We start from the raw sequence: 16,000 nt of genomic DNA on the forward strand, positions 1-16,000 counted from the left end.
GCGAGGAAACGTGTTCGGAAAAGCGCGCTTATTCGGCGAGCAGACGGAATTCGGCGGCGAGGCGATCGGCGCCCCACGCGTTGCCTTCCGGCGTGCGGAAGCCAATGCCGTTCAAACCTTCGACGACTTCCTGCAACTCCACCGCGCCCGCTTCAAAGACTTTTTCGAGCGCGTCGCCGAAGTCGTTTTCGTATTGCGTCGGCTCGGCCTTGCGCGTTTGCCAGATGAAGTTTTCCGTCTCGCCCGGCTTTTCGATGACGCCCTTGCCAGCGACGTTGTTCGGCTGCGGCGCAAGCCACGGCTTCAGGAAGGGATTGAAGTTCACGGCTACCTCTCGCATGTCATTCCACCTTGATCTGGATTTCTTCGCCGGCAAGGCGGACCGAATACATCTTCAGGTCGCGGCCGCCGGGCTCTTTCAAGCACTTGCCCGTCGGGATATGGAATACGGCTTCGTGCAGCGGGCATTCGACGGTGTCGCCGTCGACAAAACCCTGCGTCAGCAGCGCGTACGCGTGGGGGCAGACGTTTTCGAGCGCATACAGCGCATCGCCCACCTTGTAGATGCCGATCTCCGTGCCGTCGAGCTTGAACTCGAGCGGCGCATCTTCGGACAGGTCGCCGGCATGGCCGGCGCAGCGCCATTGTTCAGTCATTTCTCGCCTTCTCCTGAAGCACCGTGTTCCACATAAGGAACATTAGTTCGTGTATGGATAATTATAGGAGTGTCGTCGGCGGGAAAAAATAAAATCTGGAGAGTTAGGGGAAAACACTATGTGTGGCATCTGCAACACATCATTGTGAGTATCGCGAGGACGGACGGCTCAGCTCGCTGCGGCTTATGGCACGGCGCTTTGAGCGCTTTTAAGGCTGAGAAAGCTGAGCGCAGATGCGGGTTTCTACGGACACCGAAAATTTATTTTGATCGCTTTTGAAGTCACTATACTTTTCCATAGGCGATACAAACGCCCATAGGTGGAACACAAAGCGTAGCAGTTTTGGCGCATAAACCCAAGCTGCATCAACCCACAGCAAAGGATCAGGGACGTCGGATTCGTGCGAGCGATTCAGTCGTGTGATCAGGAGAACCAACGGTGAAGCACATCATTGCAGCCGGCTTGACGGCAGTCTGCGCAACCACAGGCGCATGGGCGCAGAGCAGTGTGACGCTATACGGCAGCCTGGATGCCGGGATCGCGTATATCAGCAATGTCGGCGGCCACTCGAAGTGGATCGAGGAACAGGGCAACATGCAGCCGGACCGCTGGGGCCTGAAGGGTGTAGAGGACCTTGGCGGCGGTCTGAAGACGATCTTTCAGTTGGAGAACGGCTTTTATACGAACACCGGAGCCTTCGCCAAGGCGGGCACGCTGTTCAATCGCCAGGCGTTTGTCGGTCTGAGCTCGGACAAGATCGGGACGGTGACACTCGGCCATCAGACACCGTTCAGCTTCGATGTGCTGGGTCCGCTGAGCACCGCTTATCTCGCCGCCAGCTGGTACGCGTTCCACCCTGGCAATATCGACGAACTCGCGGACACGGGTGTCGTGCCGTTCGACAACTCGGTGAAGTTCCGATCCGCGAGTTTCAACGGCTTTTCAGTCGGCGCGATGATGGGCCTCGGCAACACGACCAACTTCTCGACCGGCAAGACGTTGAGTTTTGCGCTTAGCTATGCGAACGGTCCGTTCAGGGCCGGCGCAACGTATGCGAACGAGCACAATCGAACGCCGTCGATCGTGACGACCGGCATTACAAATTTCCAGGGCGTGGCGGCGGCGAACTACAGCGCCGACAAGGTGCAGAACATGGGCGCGGGCGCGTCATACCAGTTCGGCAAGCTGCTCGTGCATGGCTTGTACACGCGCGTCAAGCTGGAGTCGGCCGGACACTCGGACACGTATCAGAGCTACGACGTCGGTGCGAATTATCAGTTCACGCCGTTTAACAGCGTAGCCGGGGGCGCCGCGACCACGACGCTGGCCGGCCACCGCTGGACGCAGTTCGAAATCGGCGACATTTATGCGCTGTCGAAATCGACGCAGTTGTACGTGAATGCTTTGTACGAGCGCGCGGGGTCCAATACCGACGCCGCATTCTTCACGGCGGGTGTGTCGAGTGGCCGGAACCAGACGATCATCCTGACCGGTATCCACCACTCGTTCTGATCTGAAACTCGGAACTAGCTCGCCGCGACGGGTTTGCGGCGAGCTTGCATCACCGTCGGTTCGTCGGCGCGCGGACGGTGGCCGAGCCGCTCGGACAACTCGAGCGCGGCCTGGCAAACGGCGGTAACGAGCCGCTCGCGTTCTTCGGTCTCGCCGAGATCGGAACGCGGGATCGTGACGGTCAACGCGGCCGCGATCTTGCCGCTCTGATCGCGCACCGGCGCGCTCACCACGGAGATGCCGCGCTCGAACGACGCCTCGCTCAGCGCATAACCGAGCGCCGCGCTTTCGCGCACTCTTCCATACAACTCCTCGACGGTGGCCGGCGTGCGCTCGGTGTAACGCTCCAGTTGCGCTTCGGGATACAACTGGCGCAACTCATCGAAAGTAAGGTCGCCCATCAGCACCTGACCGTGCACAGTGGCATGCGCGGGCAAACGCGTGCCGACGTGCACTTTCACAGAGCTGAACATCGGCTCATGGGTTTGCGCTTTGCCGACGAACACCACGTCGCGTTGATCGCGGATCAACAGATGCGAGCTCAGGCCCGTGGCGTCGCGCAGACGTTCGAGAATCGGCGTACCGACGTCGGTCAATTCCAGGGAATTCAGATATTCGAAGCCAAGGCGTAGCACGGCGACGCTCAGGCGGAAGTAACGGTCGCCATTGACGCGCTCCAGAAAACCGAGCGCTTCGAGCGTCTGCAATAAGCGGAAGGTGGTAGTGCGCGGAATGCCGATGCGCTTCGACAATTCCGGCGCGCCCAGTACCGGCTCACGTGCGCTGAATTCCGACAGAATGCGCAGCCCGCGCTCAAGGCCCGGCACGAGATACGTCGAGCCGCCGGCGCTGTCTTCGTCGGCATTCGCGGCGCTGGAGGTGTTGGCGGTGGAACGGATCGAATCAGTCGAATCGGCGCCGCCTTTTTGCGCCGACGACATCTCGTCGTGATGCGAAGCCGGCGCTGCCATAGCGCGTGGCTTTGCCTGCTTGCGTCCCGCTCCTGTCTGCTCTTCTTTTGCCATCTTGGCTGCCGTTTTCTGCTGTTCATCGAGGTCAGATCAGCATCATAGCGTCTTTGCGGTGCTATGCTTTGATGCGGTCCGCTGCGCGAGGCCCCGCTGCCGCGCCTTCGTTCCGCACAAGCGTCCGGAGGCCACGCTCATGTCTGATTCCGTGCAGATTCAGGTTGCCGATTCGCATCTCTATCCTGGGTGTGCGGTGCACATAGCGCACTTGCCGAAGTCGGAGCGAACGGCCGCTGCGGTGGTCGCGGTCGTCGAGTTTGCAGACGGCTCCGGCGCTAATGCCACCTGTCATCTGCGAGCGCACGACGAACTCGAACTGACGGTAGACGGTTATGCGACGCAGAAACGCCACCCTGTCAACGCGAGACATTGGCTGCTGCTCGCCGTCGATGCAACGCACAATAGTTGGCGGGTCAAACGCCGATTGCCTTAGCTGGAAAACCCGCCGCATCTCTTGACGCAGTAGTTCGCCTGCACGTCCAGCCGTATCCGCAACGAATCGTAGCTTCCGCCGGCGTTTTGCGCGCCGCCCCGAGCCGCACCTGAGCGCTCGCCACGCACACTTCGGAACCGACCGATGACAGACCACGACTCCTCCCTGCCGCCGAACCCCGGTAGCTCAGACAACGCCTCCAGCGCCGCAGACGATCCGCACAATCCTGAACGCCGCCGTGTTCTTACCGGCCTCGCGGCCGTCGGCATCGGGCTTGCACTGACCGGCTGCAAGACCGGACAGGCTGCGAGCGAAGTAGCACCGCGTACCGCCGCGGACATACGGCTCGACGCCGCGTTGCACGACCAGGTCAAGCAGATCGTGGTGATCTATGCGGAGAACCGCAGCTTCGCCAACCTGTATGGCAATTTCCCAGGCATCCAGCATCCGCTCGATAAAGTAACTGCCGAGCGATATCTGCAACTCGACCGCGATGGCAAGACGCCGATGCCGCGCTTGCCTGCCATCTGGGGCGGCCTGGTGCCGCAGGCGCAGGAAGTGGACGGCAAGCGTTACATGATCGGCCAGAAGGACATCGGCAATCTGCGCAATGGGCCGTTCCATTTGACCGACGCGCGAGGCGCGCCGTTGCCGACGGGCGTGATTACGCGCGATCTCGTGCATCGTTTTTATCAGAACCAGATGCAGATCAACGCCGGGCGCAACAACCAGTTCGCGGCGTGGGGCGATTCGGGCGGACTCGTCATGGGGCATTACCGAAATTCCGCCGATACGCTCAAGCTCTGGAGCCTCGCTCAGCAATACACGCTGTGCGATAACTTTTTCATGGCAGCGTTTGGCGGCTCGTGGCTCAACCACATCTTTCTGATCTCGGCGCAGGCGCCGTTCTATCCGGACGTGCATAACAGCCCGGCGAAAAAAATGGTCTCCGTGGTCGAGGGCGACGACCTCACCGGTGCGCGGCTGAAGCTCGCGCCGGACTCGCCGGCATCGGCACTCGACGGTCCGCCGAAATTCGTGAACGACGGCGCATTTACCGCCGACGGCTATGCCGTGAATACGATGGCACCGCCATACCAGCCGAGCAACGTGCGCCCGGCGGAAGGCGGCAACCCGGCTTTCGCGGATGCGTCGAATCCGCGGGTGCTGCCGCCGCAGAATTACGCGACGATTGGCGACCGTCTCACGGACAAGGGCGTGGATTGGGCCTGGTACAGCGGGGCCTGGCAATATGCGTTGGAACATCAGGACACAGGTGCCGTGCCCGACTTCCAGTATCACCACCAGCCGTTCAACTATTTCGCCAACTACGCGCCTGGCACGACCGCGCGGCGTAAATATCTGCGCGATGCGGGCCTCGGCAGCGACGCATCGACCAACCGCCTGATCGCCGACATCGACGCGGGACGTCTGCCCGCGGTCACCTTCTACAAGCCGCAGGGCGATCTGAATATGCACGCCGGCTACGCGGACGTGGAATCCGGCGACCGGCACATCTCAACTGTGATCGAGCATATTCAGAAGGGTCCGCAATGGGCCAATACGGTCGTGATCGTCACCGTCGACGAAAACGGCGGCTGGTGGGATCCGGTCGCGCCGCCGAATGGCGACCGCTGGGGTCCGGGCTCGCGGATTCCGGCGCTGGTCATTTCACCGCTCGCCAAAAAAGGCTATGTCGATCACACCGTGTACGACACGAATTCGATTCTTCGCCTGATCAGCCGCGTGCATGGACTGGCGCCGCTTGACGGCGTCGTGGCCCGCGATCGCGCGTTCGCAAAGAACGGTTTGGCGCCGCTCGGCGATTTGACCGCGCCGCTGGATCTCGCCTGACGATCACGGCGCAGCGGCGTGAAGCCTGGCGATGACGGCATCGGAAATCTGTTGAGCCGTTTTCTTGATCGTCTTCTTCTCGTCGCCGCTTGCCATGACGAACTTCGCTGCGATCACATACGGATTGAGCTTGATGGCAGCGCCCGGCCCGTGCTTGCTGTCGGCCTCTTCCACGGCTTCATAGAGAGGCGGCAAACTCGCCGATGCAAGACTGTCGCATGACACGGCGACCTGAATGTCAGTCTGACCGGTGCCCAGACCGACCATGGCACGCCGCAGACGGTTGCCGTCGTCGACGCTCAGGAAGACACCGCGCACTTGCCAGCCCGCAGCCGGCGAAGTTTGACCGGGCGCGATGCGCCGTGCGTCGACGCCGCCTTCGCGCAGATCGGCCGTGAGCGCCTCCGCCATTTCGTCGACGATGTTCTTTGCGTGCTCCTGCGGATTCGCGTTGCGGTCCAACGGTCCCGGCCCGCTTGGCAATAATCCGCGCAGACGGCGCACGCGTTGGCCGGGGCCACTGTCCGGCGCAACGTTCGCGACGTCCAGCTCGAAATCCGACACGTAGACGATGGGCGCGGGCTCGGCGAACGATGCTTTACCCGCTGCAAAACCAGGCGCCGGCGCCGCGCTTATGCACGCGGCCAGCGCCACAAAACGCAGAAATTGATGCTGCATGACACGTCTCCAGGATCGGTGCAGCGGCAACGAAGAAGCAAGATAGCGCGGTAAAAAGCGGAGGCCGGATCGCGACGCGAACATGGTACAGCCGTGTACATGTGGCGTCCGTATTTTCGTGCACAAGTCTTACCATTTGCCTTGAATAACCGGCGTCGCGACATAGACTGTTAAAGCAATTCTGAGTACTTTGCACGGAACTGATATGCGCCTGACCATCCTCATCAACGGTTCCGATCCCACCGTCAGTCACGACTACGCTGTGCTATGGCTCGACACCGACCAACGCCGGTGGTCGAGAGAAGCGCATCAAGGGATCGATCTGCCCCCGTGGGGCGAATTACGCGACGAAGGTGGCGTGACGACACTTTGCGCGCCGAGCACGGACGCACCGTTGTGTACGCTGCGTGGATTGCATGTCGACCGTAAGCAGCGCGTGAGCGCCGCCCAAGGCGACGCAGCGTGGACGGCCGTGCGCAACCGCGCGCCGACAAGCGGCTTCTGGCGCTTGCAAGCGGTCGATCGTCAAAACGTGCGCGCCGAAAACAGCGTGTTCGGCAATTAATTCCAGCACCCTTTTTACTCGGTCGATGTTCCCGCACGCGCGTCGCAAGGCGCGCGTGCGAAATCCGTCGGCTTACCACTCTGCACTGTTCCCTTTCGTCGATTGACGGGCCGTTTTCCGCGACGCATGCATTTAAGCTTGTCTTAAGTTTGCGTGCGTAGTGTCGGAAGTCCACGCATTCGGGTCGCCGCAAGGCGGCCCATTTTTTTGCCTGTGCGACGTCGCGTCACGTGCCAGTCCGGCGCGCGAGCGTCACATTGCGGTTCTTCGCTACGCTCCCCCCTTTTACATCGCTCGATCATCACGCTCGACGCTATACTTTGCGCCCCTCTCTTTTCACCGATTAACCCATGAAGAAGTGGTTCGCCTGTCTGCTCGTTGCAGTTGCCGCTCACGCAACGGCGGCGCCTTCCTGCACCCAGTTCACACCTAATGCGCAATGGCCCGTTCTGACCAATCAGAAGATGGCGCCCAAAACGCGCATGCTTTGCTATAGCGATTTCGCCGTCATGCATTCGGGCATCACACACGGTCCATTGTGGTCCGCCGAACATTTGACGCGCGACCATATTGAAGCCGCGAAAGACATGGTGCGCACCAACAAGTTCTTCGAAGACGCGCGCTTGCCCGACGGCGAAGGCGCAACGCTCGCCGATTACAAGCGCAGCGGCTTCGACCGCGGACATATGAGCCCTGCGGGAAATCGCTGGAATGAGCAGGCGATGGCACAATCGTTTTCGCTCGCGAACATCGTGCCGCAAAATCGCGAAAACAATCAACGGCTGTGGGCGCGCATTGAAACGTCGGTGCGCAAAATCGCAACGGCTTATGACGACACGTATGTCGTCACGGGTCCGATGTTCAGCGGTCAGCAACTGCAGACGATCGGTCCCACGCGCGTGTTCGTTCCAACGCAGTTGTTCAAGGTCGTCTACGTACCTTCGCGGCAACTCGCGTTCGCGGTAGTGGTCGACAATGTGTCGACGAATCGATACGAAATCAGAACGATTCACGAACTCGAAGCAGCATCGGGCATTCGCTTTCCGGGAATTCCGGAGAACCTCAAAGATCAGCGACCGGGAGGACTCAAAGGTGTTTAAACCCTATTCGAACGACGACGACGTACTCAACCTTCAGGGCGACGCAATGACCGTGAGCAACGGTACGAAGCGCGTCGTGCTGAACGGCACGCTCGAACTGACGCAAGACCAGCGAGGGTTGAAGGCTGCGCTCGCATTGAAGGAAGCGGTAGATGCAATCGTCGCAGCTTTGCAGGCGCATCCGGGACTGCCCGCTAAAGTGAAAGACGAGCCAGACGCGAAACCGGGTGTCGTGGACAATCCATTCAACTAACGTTTGAAGTCTTAAATCGTCGAGAGCAGGAAGGCCGGAAGAGTAGTCAGCAGCCCGATATGTTTCTGCCGTTACGTTTTGTCACCAGAACATCGTCAACTGCTGTCTTCCCGGCTGCGTTAAACCGGCAGCGCTGAATAAATCCAGCCGCGAAACAGAAGCTCGCAGGAATCCACCGGTTTAACAAGGAGTCACACCATGAAGACGCTTTTCGCTGCTCTCGCTTCCGCTCTGCTCGTGTCAACCGCTTTCGCTCAGACTGCCGCACCGGCACCGTCCGAAGCAACGCAGCCCGCAGGCCAGGCGAATCTCAAGGCAAGCACCGCCGTGCAAACCGGCGCGTCGAATGACACCACCACTCACGCGAAAGCACCTTCAGGCACGACCGCGAAGTCGCATGTGAAGACGTCTTCCAAACACTCTGTGAAGAAGCACAACGCCGTGAAGAAGACTCCGGCCGACTCCAGCGCAGCGAACAAGAAAACGGACGGCGCGCAAGAGGCCAGCAATGCGCCGGTGAGCGCTGACGGCGCAAAGACCGGCACGACAAAAACGCAATAACACGTGCACGGTTCCGGCACGCACCGGCCAACCAGGCATTAGAAGAATCAAGCTATTAATCGAAGCCGGGCAATGCCGTTCAGGGAGGGCGAGTCGTATGACTCGCCTTTTTTTTTGCGCAAGCTTTCGCGTTGCCGTAGCGGTGGAATCGTGCGGCAATGGCGCTCTCAAGCCGTCAACGTGTATCCGGGCCCGACTGCGCAAGCTCGTGAAGTCGGCCTTTGTCGACTATCTGGATTTCCGCATAACCAAGCTTGACCGCGCCCTGCGTTTCAAACTGCTTGAGCACCTGGTTGATGGTCTGCCGCGACAGTGCGAGCATCATCGCGAGATCTTCCTGAGGCACGTTGATGACACGCCGCATGGTTTCCCCCTCGCCATATCCACCCGCCATTAGCAACAGTCGTCGCGCTACACGTTGCGCTGCGGGCAGCAACGCGGCTTCCTCTATTGCATCGAAGGCAAGACGCAGTTTTTGCGTGAGCAGCAAGCCGAAGGTGTGCCAATGGGCCGGCGTACGTTCAAGCAATCCGACGAGTGCCGCGCGCGTCACATGAAACAGTTCGGTATCGCGTTCGGCATACGCGTCGTGCGTTCGCGGACGATGGTCAAACAGCGCGATCTCGCCGAACCAGTTCACCGGTTCGATCACAGCAAGCAATGCTTCCTTTCCGCTCTCACTCGCTGCGCCGATTCGCACCACGCCGCCAAGCACGCAATAGATGCCGTTATCTGCATCGCCACGCGTGAACAGACGCTGACCAGCGGCAAGGCGCTCGATCCGGCCCGCGTCGATCAATTGCGTCTGCAGAGACGCCGGTGCCGAGCGGAACCATGCACTGTTCGACAGCAGCGTGGCAAGCTGGGTACGAGGAATATTTGCGGTCATTGAATCGCGCTTATACCGATTGTCGGCTACCCGATGGTTTGAGATTCCAATCGCCGCGATTATGCTGACTTTGATGAAGGAGCGGCATCCATGAGAACGCTGACGCAACAGCTTACGCAGTATGCGGCTTACCATCGCGACCGGCGCAATATCGCCACGCATTTCATCGGCATCCCGATGATCGTGCTTGCATTGGCAGTGCTGTTGAGCCGTCCGGCTTTCGCGCTAGCCGCGCCGCCGTTGATCCTATCGCCCGCATGGCTGTTGTTCTCGGCGGCCACGCTCTATTACCTGGTGCTCGACGTGCCTTTGGGTTTGCTGATGACAGCGGTGTCCGCGCTTTGCATCGTGTTCGGCCAATGGATTGCGGCGCAGTCCACGCCGGTCTGGCTGGCAACTGGCGTCGGCCTCTTCGCGGTCGGCTGGGTGTTTCAGTTCGTCGGCCACATTGCCTACGAGCACCGTAAGCCGGCTTTTGTCGATGACGTAATCGGTCTTCTGATCGGACCGCTGTTCGTGCTGGCCGAAGCATTGTTCTACACCGGCTGGCGGCCTGCGCTTCGTGAAGCGATAGAAAGCCAGTTGGGGCCTTCGCCGACGAAAGACCAGCGCGCGGCGGCGCACAAGTGAACGCAAAGCAACATGGTCGTGGCAGGCGCTCGAGTCTCACGCAAAGCGCACGATCCGCATGCTGTGCAACGCTGTCAGCACGACCGCGATCCAGATCGGGATGTACGTGGCCAACTGCGCAGCACTCAACGTTTCGCCGAGCAACGTGATCGACACCAGCACGAGCAATACCGGCTCGACATAACCGAGAATGCCGAACAGCGCGACGGGCAATAAGCGACTCGCCGTCAGATACGAAGCCAGCGCGAGCGTGCTCAACGCGCCCAGCCCCGGCAGCAGCAGAAGCCACATGTCGAGGCGTCCGGAGATCAGCGTGAGCGACCCGCCGGTCACGATCATCGCCACTGCGACGGGTAGTAGCAAGATCATCTCGACGGTAAACAGCGCGAGCGAATCCTGTTTGATTTTGCGCCGCAACACGAAGTACGGCGGATAACCGAGCGCAACTAGCAACGTCGGCCACGAGAAAGCGCCCGTCACCCACAGTTCATGACCCACGCCCACAGCCGCGCATATCACGGCTGCCCCCTGCAAACCGTCGAGACGCTCGTGATAGTAGAAGCGCCCGACCAGTACCATCACGAGCGGCAACAGGAAATAGCCGAGCGACACTTCAAGCATGCGGCCATGCAACGGCGCCCACAGAAACACCCACAATTGCGCGCCGAGCAACGCAGCGGCGGCGAGCATCGCAACGCCTAGCGCGGGCTGAGTCATCATCCGGTAAAGAAGTTGCCGCAGGATTGGCATGCGCTTGCGCGACGCAACCAGCAGCAGTGCGCCCGGCACGGTCCAGACGATACGCCACGCGAAAATATCGAGGCCGGTGAGCGGTGCGAGCAGCGTCGCGTAAGCCGACAGCAGGGCGAACATTGCGCAGGCGCTAACCGATAAGGCAATGCCGCGTTTCGGCGAATACTGATTCATCGTGCGCCCCGCTGTGCGGGAGCTTCGCCTTGCGGCGCGAGCGCATGCGCACGTGGCGCAACATGGCGGCGCACCGCGATTCTCGTTGTCATTGGAAGTGAAGGTCCGTGAGCCGCAGCGCGTGTCGGGCGCCGCTTCTTGTAGTTTTATCCGGCGATGCAAGCCGGGCATTCTAGCCGGATTATCGACGTGGCACGGACACACTTCGCGTCGCTTTCATTCTTGCGGCAGCAATTAATCCGTGCAGAACGCGCGTCGATGAACTAGAACATAACTTCACGCGCGCGGGAGTCAGCTGTGCGCGTTCGACAAGCAACTCCGTCAATCAAGCGCGAATCTTGCTTCCCGCTTCTGCTACAGCGTTTGCAACCAACGTTTGCAATCAGCGTTTGCGACATCAACGAGCCCGGCCGCATGGCGGCCCGCTTCCTCCGCGGCACGCACCAATCGTTTCGATCCCGCGTGCCGCCTCCGGCCAACCATCCCGCTCATCGCATGTGACTACTGGAGCCAGCATGACCCAGCCAGCCCTCTCGCACGACGCATCACCCGATCAACGTTCCGCGTTCGCCGCCGACGTCCGCAGCGGCCTCACGCATGCGCCGCAGAAAGAGTTGCCCTCGAAGTATCTGTATGACGAAGTCGGTTCCGCGTTATTCGAAGTGATCACCGTGCTCCCCGAATACGGCGTGACACGCGCTGAGGAGCGGCTGCTGGCGAAGCACGCGGTGGACATCGTCGAGCATCTTCCGCACGACGTAACCGTCGCCGAACTCGGTAGCGGCAGCGGCCGCAAAACGCGCCGCATTCTCGAAGCGCTGTGTAAAAAGCGCCCCACTTCCTACTGCCCGATTGAAATTTCGCGCACCGCGTTGCAGTTGTGCAGGCGCGAATTAGGCGACATCGAAAGGATTTCTATTGTCGGCTATGAGCGCGATTATCTGGCGGGTCTCGCTGAAGTCAGCAAAAAGCGCGCAGCCGACGAACGCTTACTCGTACTCTTTCTCGGCAGCACGATCGGCAATTTCGGCAGACTGGCCGCGACGCGCTTTCTGCGCGACATTCGCAACATGCTGGCGCCCGGCGACGCGCTGCTGCTCGGCACCGACCTCATCAAGCCCACGCCCACGCTGATCGCCGCTTACGACGACGCAATCGGCGTCACGGCGTCGTTCAACCTGAACCTGCTCGCGCGGATCAATCGCGAACTGGGCGGCGATTTTCCGCTCGACGCATTCGAGCACGTCGCGCGTTTCAATCCGGACGCGCGTAGTGTCGAGATGCACTTGCGTGCAACGCGCGACGTTACCGCGCATGTTGCCGCCGCAAACCTGACGGTGTCGCTCAAGGCAGGCGAAACGATCTGGACCGAGAGCAGCCACAAGTATCGCGCCGACGAAATGCCCGCGATCGCCGACGATGCGGGCTTCGTGTGCAGCCATCAGTGGCTGGAAAACGAGTGGGGATTTGCCGAAAGCCTGTTGGTAGCGCAATAGCGCACAACGGCCAGAGGGGCGGCGGGCTCTCAACCCGCCGATGTGGTTACGCGCCGTTCAATGCTGTTCGAAACGCTCGTAGCGTTTCTCGGTCACGCGCTCTTCGCCGGCTACCTCGGTCACGCGCGCGGCCGGCGGCCCGTGCCGCAGCCACGACAGCATCCGGTCGACCTGATTCGCCGTGCCCTGCAACATCGCTTCGACCGAACCGTCGTCGAGATTCGCAACCCATCCCTTGATGCCCAACGCGTGCGCCTGCCGCACGGTCGCGTGACGAAAGCCGACGCCCTGCACGGTGCCGCGCACGCGCACGTAATACGTTTCGATCCGCTCATCCAGATCTGGGGACATGCCGTTCTCTCCTCGCAATCTTTCAAGCGGGCATTCTAGTCGCGTCGCGACGAGCCTGCTTGCAGAACGCGGGTTGGAATAGCCGCGTCGACGACGCGGCCCCCGCTCGCCACGTACAATCCCCCGACTGTCACGCAGGGAACGGAAACAGAATGACCGAACAGAATGGCGATCTCGTGCTCGTGACCGGCGCATCCGGCTTTGTCGGCTCGTCGGTGGCGCGCATCGCGCAACAGAAGGGCTTCAAGGTGCGTGTACTGGTGCGCGCCACCAGCCCACGTCAGAACCTCGAGTCGCTCGACGCGGAAATCGTCGTGGGCGATATGCGCGACGAAGCGTCCATGCGCAACGCGCTGCGCGGCGTGCGCTATCTGCTGCACGTCGCCGCCGATTACCGGCTGTGGGCGCCGGACCCGAGCGAAATCGAGCGCTCGAATCTGGAGGGCACGGAGGCGACCATGCGCGCGGCGCTGAAAGAAGGCGTCGAGCGCATCGTGTACACGAGCAGCGTGGCCACGCTGAAGGTGACGAGCGCCGGCAATTCAGCCGACGAAACATCGCCGCTCAAGGCCGATCAGGCGATCGGCGTCTACAAGCGCAGCAAGGTGCTGGCCGAGCGCGCAGTGGAACGCATGATCGCCGAAGACGGCCTGCCGGCGGTGATCGTCAACCCGTCCACACCTATCGGCCCGCGCGACGTCAAGCCGACGCCGACCGGGCGCATCATCGTGGAAGCGGCGCTCGGCAAGATTCCCGCTTTCGTCGACACAGGGCTGAACCTCGTGCACGTGGACGACGTCGCAGCCGGGCACTTTCTGGCGCTGGAGCGCGGCAAGATCGGCGAACGCTACATTCTCGGCGGCGAAAATCTGCCGCTTCAACAGATGCTCGCGGACATCGCGGCACTCACCGGCCGCAAGGCCCCCACCATCAGCTTGCCGCGCTGGCCGCTTTACCCGCTCGCGATGGGTGCGGAAGCGGTCGCGAAGTTCACGAAGCGCGAACCGTTCGTCACCGTTGATGGATTGAAGATGTCGAAGAACAAGATGTACTTCAGTTCGGCCAAGGCGGAACGCGAACTGGGCTACCGGGCGCGTCCGTACCGTGAGGGCCTGAGCGATGCGCTCGACTGGTTCCGGCATGCGGGCTATCTCAAGCCGTAGCGCGAGCATTTTGTTACAACGTCGCTGTATTTGCGGAAGGTAAAGCCTACGCGCAGCAGTTAAAATCGCGGGTCTTACCAGAGAAATCTCGCATGAACCTTCACGAACAGCTCGGCGCGCTCGAAGTGGGCGTCGATCAGCTCATTCAGGCTGTCGTGGCCCCGCAGGCCCAAAGCATCCCCGAGACACGCAACCAGGCTGACGCGCAGCACGCGCCGGCTGAACATGCCGTGCCGGACGTCGAATCGGAAACGGTCGAAGTTCAAGCCCAAGCCGAGGCCGACGCCGCGGTCAGCGAAGCCGGCGCGCAAACCGCTGCGCCCCCGGCTCTGCCCACGCTGGAAATCAACCGTCCGGCGCAGAACGAAATCACCATGACCATCGGCGGCCAGACCGTCGCATTGCGCGCGGAGCAGATCGGCCAGCTCATCGAGGAACTGTCGAACGCGCGCGCCTCGATGACACCCGAACCTCCTCCGGGCATCCCGCCGGGCTGGCGTTTCGTGTCGACGAAAAATCCGGTCATGGCCGTGCAGAAGCAGTCGAACGGCGACCGTTTGCTGGTAATGCGCCATACCGGTCACGGCTGGGTGCCGTTTACGTTTTCACCGGACATGGTGATTCAACTCTATATGCTGCTTACAAAGGGCTAAAAGAAAAGCGGCGCAATGCGCCGCTTTTTCGTTACTGCTTCGCGTCAACGTTCCTGCATGGGCGCCTGAACCCGCGCCTTCCATTGCCCGCCTTTGCCACGCCAGTAGCGCACCGCCGACGCAAACGTCGCCCCCACATAAAACAGCGCGATGAGCGGCAGAAACGGCGCCCATAGCGGCGAGCGGCGGTAATAGCTGAGCATTGGCGCATACGCGCAGCACATGGCCGCCCACGCGAGCCAGGCGGGCCAGCCCGTTGGTCCGAGCACGATGGCGGCGACCGGCGGCATCAGATAGATGATCGTCATGCCGGCAAGCGTGCCCGCCAGCAGCAGCGGCGAATAATGCAACTGCGTGAACGCAGTGCGCGCAATCATGTTCCAGATGTCGCGCCAGCTATCGTAAGGACGCAACGACACGCTTCGCGCAGCCACGTCGAGCCGGATTGGGTGGCGCCCGGTGCCGCGATGCTTGATGCGCGCCGCGAGGCTGCAATCGTCGATCAGCTCGGCCCGGATCGATTCAATGCCACCAGCTTCCTCCAGGGCGCTACGACGCACGAGCATGCAGCCGCCCGCCGCAGCCGCCGTGCGATTGCGCGGATTGTTGACCCAGGAGAACGGATACAGCTTCGCGAAGAAGAAAACGAAGGCCGGAATAAGCGCTTTCTCCCAGAACGAGTCGCAGCGCAGGCGCACCATCAGCGAGACGAGATCGCGCTTCTCAACGTCAGCACGGACGACAAGTTGCGTGACGGCCTCCGCGGGATGACCGATATCGGCGTCCGTCAGCAACAAAAAGTCGGCCGGCAAGCCGAGCGTGCGTACCGCCTCGATGCCTTGCGACTGCGCCCACACCTTGCCGGACCACCCCGGCGGCAGCGGCTTCGCGCTCAGCACGGTCAAACGGTCGGGGCATTGCAGCTGCAGCGCGGCTGCGCGGGCAGCGTCGGCGGTGCCGTCGGTGCTGTGGTCGTCGACCACGATCACGTGAAATTCGCCGGGATAATCCTGCTGAAGCAGCGTCGTAACGGCCTGTGCAATGACATCGACTTCATTGCGGGCAGGCACCACGGCGGCCACGCCGGGCCATGCGCTACGCGGTTCGGGCGCAAGCGGCGCGGCGGGACGCGCGCGCCAGAAGCCGCCTCGGGCGAACAGCAGCACGATCCAGATCAGCAAGGACAAACAGGAAAGGAAAAACAGAATCACCGCCATCAACCCCATTAAGCGTTACCCTCGAATTTGCAGC

The 16,000-nt window shown here is 61.3% G+C and carries 19 protein-coding genes; 11 read left to right on the forward strand and 8 right to left on the reverse strand.

What is annotated here, in order from left to right; all coding sequences use genetic code 11:
• Positions 1-28: 28 nt before the first annotated feature.
• The gene (locus tag J2W46_RS22385) at positions 29-340 is read right to left on the reverse strand and encodes a recombinase-like helix-turn-helix domain-containing protein (protein ID WP_310356246.1); all 312 of its coding nucleotides are present in this window, start codon (positions 338-340) and stop codon (positions 29-31) included.
• A gap of 1 nt (position 341) precedes the next feature.
• On the reverse strand, positions 342-656 hold the full coding sequence (locus J2W46_RS22390; protein WP_020068683.1) for a non-heme iron oxygenase ferredoxin subunit: 315 nt from the start codon (positions 654-656) through the stop codon (positions 342-344).
• 438 nt (positions 657-1,094) lie between these two features.
• On the opposite strand from J2W46_RS22390, the gene J2W46_RS22395 reads away from it, so the two are divergent.
• Positions 1,095-2,168: a porin gene (locus J2W46_RS22395; RefSeq protein WP_310356247.1), complete on the forward strand. Its 1,074-nt coding sequence runs from the start codon at positions 1,095-1,097 to the stop codon at positions 2,166-2,168.
• A 14-nt stretch (positions 2,169-2,182) separates the two neighbouring features.
• Here J2W46_RS22395 and J2W46_RS22400 read toward each other — a convergent pair whose 3' ends face one another.
• A complete protein-coding gene (locus J2W46_RS22400) occupies positions 2,183-3,193 on the reverse strand; it encodes an IclR family transcriptional regulator (RefSeq protein ID WP_310356250.1) in 1,011 nt (336 codons plus the stop codon).
• Positions 3,194-3,332: 139 nt separating this feature from the next.
• Between J2W46_RS22400 and J2W46_RS22405 the strand changes: the two genes are divergently transcribed.
• Together J2W46_RS22405 and J2W46_RS22410 are read left to right on the forward strand one after the other, a co-directional pair.
• Positions 3,333-3,629: a hypothetical protein gene (locus J2W46_RS22405; protein WP_020068680.1), complete on the forward strand. Its 297-nt coding sequence runs from the start codon at positions 3,333-3,335 to the stop codon at positions 3,627-3,629.
• A 144-nt stretch (positions 3,630-3,773) separates the two neighbouring features.
• Positions 3,774-5,483, forward strand: a complete 1,710-nt coding sequence (locus J2W46_RS22410) for an acid phosphatase (RefSeq protein ID WP_310356256.1) — start codon at positions 3,774-3,776, stop codon at positions 5,481-5,483.
• Positions 5,484-5,486: 3 nt separating this feature from the next.
• On the opposite strand, the gene J2W46_RS22415 is transcribed toward J2W46_RS22410, so the two are convergent.
• Positions 5,487-6,161, reverse strand: coding sequence for a DUF4410 domain-containing protein (locus J2W46_RS22415; protein WP_310356258.1), 675 nt, complete (start codon positions 6,159-6,161; stop codon positions 5,487-5,489).
• A 205-nt stretch (positions 6,162-6,366) separates the two neighbouring features.
• Here J2W46_RS22415 and J2W46_RS22420 point away from each other — a divergent pair, with 205 nt between their 5' ends.
• From J2W46_RS22420 to J2W46_RS22435, 4 genes are all read left to right on the forward strand, one after another.
• The gene (locus J2W46_RS22420; protein ID WP_020068677.1) at positions 6,367-6,726 is read left to right on the forward strand and encodes a DUF3564 domain-containing protein; all 360 of its coding nucleotides are present in this window, start codon (positions 6,367-6,369) and stop codon (positions 6,724-6,726) included.
• 350 nt (positions 6,727-7,076) lie between these two features.
• Entirely contained in the window at positions 7,077-7,826 is a 750-nt protein-coding gene (locus J2W46_RS22425; protein ID WP_088175473.1) for a DNA/RNA non-specific endonuclease, read from the forward strand.
• A complete protein-coding gene (locus tag J2W46_RS22430; RefSeq protein WP_027779006.1) occupies positions 7,819-8,079 on the forward strand; it encodes a hypothetical protein in 261 nt (86 codons plus the stop codon). The genes J2W46_RS22425 and J2W46_RS22430 overlap by 8 nt, the downstream gene beginning before the upstream one ends.
• Before the next feature lie 198 nt (positions 8,080-8,277).
• Positions 8,278-8,640 carry a hypothetical protein gene (locus J2W46_RS22435; RefSeq protein ID WP_310356261.1) on the forward strand — a complete coding sequence of 121 codons (363 nt, stop codon included), beginning with the start codon at positions 8,278-8,280 and terminating at the stop codon, positions 8,638-8,640.
• Between the two features lie 175 nt (positions 8,641-8,815).
• On the opposite strand, the gene J2W46_RS22440 is transcribed toward J2W46_RS22435, so the two are convergent.
• Positions 8,816-9,529, reverse strand: coding sequence for a Crp/Fnr family transcriptional regulator (locus J2W46_RS22440; protein WP_310356263.1), 714 nt, complete (start codon positions 9,527-9,529; stop codon positions 8,816-8,818).
• Between the two features lie 90 nt (positions 9,530-9,619).
• On the opposite strand from J2W46_RS22440, the gene J2W46_RS22445 reads away from it, so the two are divergent.
• Positions 9,620-10,159: an Mpo1 family 2-hydroxy fatty acid dioxygenase gene (locus tag J2W46_RS22445; protein WP_310356267.1), complete on the forward strand. Its 540-nt coding sequence runs from the start codon at positions 9,620-9,622 to the stop codon at positions 10,157-10,159.
• Between the two features lie 36 nt (positions 10,160-10,195).
• Here the strand turns inward: J2W46_RS22445 and rarD are convergent, their stop codons facing one another.
• Positions 10,196-11,086: an EamA family transporter RarD gene (rarD, locus tag J2W46_RS22450; protein ID WP_310356269.1), complete on the reverse strand. Its 891-nt coding sequence runs from the start codon at positions 11,084-11,086 to the stop codon at positions 10,196-10,198.
• Positions 11,087-11,601: 515 nt separating this feature from the next.
• On the opposite strand from rarD, the gene egtD reads away from it, so the two are divergent.
• Complete coding sequence (gene egtD, locus J2W46_RS22455; RefSeq protein WP_087751880.1) at positions 11,602-12,582, forward strand: L-histidine N(alpha)-methyltransferase; 981 nt, start codon at positions 11,602-11,604, stop codon at positions 12,580-12,582.
• 57 nt (positions 12,583-12,639) lie between these two features.
• On the opposite strand, the gene J2W46_RS22460 is transcribed toward egtD, so the two are convergent.
• Positions 12,640-12,933 (reverse strand): acylphosphatase, encoded by a 294-nt coding sequence (locus J2W46_RS22460; RefSeq protein ID WP_020068669.1) that lies wholly within the window; start codon positions 12,931-12,933, stop codon positions 12,640-12,642.
• 152 nt (positions 12,934-13,085) lie between these two features.
• Between J2W46_RS22460 and hpnA the strand changes: the two genes are divergently transcribed.
• On the forward strand, positions 13,086-14,096 hold the full coding sequence (gene hpnA / locus J2W46_RS22465) for a hopanoid-associated sugar epimerase (protein ID WP_027779011.1): 1,011 nt from the start codon (positions 13,086-13,088) through the stop codon (positions 14,094-14,096).
• Between the two features lie 92 nt (positions 14,097-14,188).
• Positions 14,189-14,749, forward strand: a complete 561-nt coding sequence (locus J2W46_RS22470; protein WP_310356276.1) for a hypothetical protein — start codon at positions 14,189-14,191, stop codon at positions 14,747-14,749.
• Between the two features lie 44 nt (positions 14,750-14,793).
• On the opposite strand, the gene J2W46_RS22475 is transcribed toward J2W46_RS22470, so the two are convergent.
• The gene (locus J2W46_RS22475; protein ID WP_310356366.1) at positions 14,794-15,966 is read right to left on the reverse strand and encodes a glycosyltransferase; all 1,173 of its coding nucleotides are present in this window, start codon (positions 15,964-15,966) and stop codon (positions 14,794-14,796) included.
• Positions 15,967-16,000 lie beyond the last annotated feature (34 nt).

This window comes from Paraburkholderia strydomiana (assembly GCF_031456815.1).
Classification (GTDB): domain Bacteria; phylum Pseudomonadota; class Gammaproteobacteria; order Burkholderiales; family Burkholderiaceae; genus Paraburkholderia; species Paraburkholderia caledonica.

Bases quoted from the DNA above. Each gene is read 5' to 3' on its own strand.
- J2W46_RS22475 (WP_310356366.1), bottom strand. From the start codon at position 15,966: ATGGCGGTGATTCTGTTTTTCCTTTCCTGTTTGTCCTTGCTGATCTGG.
- J2W46_RS22440 (WP_310356263.1), bottom strand. From the start codon at position 9,529: ATGACCGCAAATATTCCTCGTACCCAGCTTGCCACGCTGCTGTCGAAC.
- J2W46_RS22410 (WP_310356256.1), top strand. From the start codon at position 3,774: ATGACAGACCACGACTCCTCCCTGCCGCCGAACCCCGGTAGCTCAGAC.
- J2W46_RS22385 (WP_310356246.1), bottom strand. From the start codon at position 340: ATGCGAGAGGTAGCCGTGAACTTCAATCCCTTCCTGAAGCCGTGGCTT.
- J2W46_RS22435 (WP_310356261.1), top strand. From the start codon at position 8,278: ATGAAGACGCTTTTCGCTGCTCTCGCTTCCGCTCTGCTCGTGTCAACC.
- J2W46_RS22400 (WP_310356250.1), bottom strand. From the start codon at position 3,193: ATGGCAAAAGAAGAGCAGACAGGAGCGGGACGCAAGCAGGCAAAGCCA.
- J2W46_RS22460 (WP_020068669.1), bottom strand. From the start codon at position 12,933: ATGTCCCCAGATCTGGATGAGCGGATCGAAACGTATTACGTGCGCGTG.
- rarD (WP_310356269.1), bottom strand. From the start codon at position 11,086: ATGAATCAGTATTCGCCGAAACGCGGCATTGCCTTATCGGTTAGCGCC.
- J2W46_RS22420 (WP_020068677.1), top strand. From the start codon at position 6,367: ATGCGCCTGACCATCCTCATCAACGGTTCCGATCCCACCGTCAGTCAC.
- J2W46_RS22405 (WP_020068680.1), top strand. From the start codon at position 3,333: ATGTCTGATTCCGTGCAGATTCAGGTTGCCGATTCGCATCTCTATCCT.
- J2W46_RS22425 (WP_088175473.1), top strand. From the start codon at position 7,077: ATGAAGAAGTGGTTCGCCTGTCTGCTCGTTGCAGTTGCCGCTCACGCA.
- egtD (WP_087751880.1), top strand. From the start codon at position 11,602: ATGACCCAGCCAGCCCTCTCGCACGACGCATCACCCGATCAACGTTCC.
- J2W46_RS22470 (WP_310356276.1), top strand. From the start codon at position 14,189: ATGAACCTTCACGAACAGCTCGGCGCGCTCGAAGTGGGCGTCGATCAG.
- J2W46_RS22445 (WP_310356267.1), top strand. From the start codon at position 9,620: ATGAGAACGCTGACGCAACAGCTTACGCAGTATGCGGCTTACCATCGC.
- hpnA (WP_027779011.1), top strand. From the start codon at position 13,086: ATGACCGAACAGAATGGCGATCTCGTGCTCGTGACCGGCGCATCCGGC.
- J2W46_RS22390 (WP_020068683.1), bottom strand. From the start codon at position 656: ATGACTGAACAATGGCGCTGCGCCGGCCATGCCGGCGACCTGTCCGAA.
- J2W46_RS22415 (WP_310356258.1), bottom strand. From the start codon at position 6,161: ATGCAGCATCAATTTCTGCGTTTTGTGGCGCTGGCCGCGTGCATAAGC.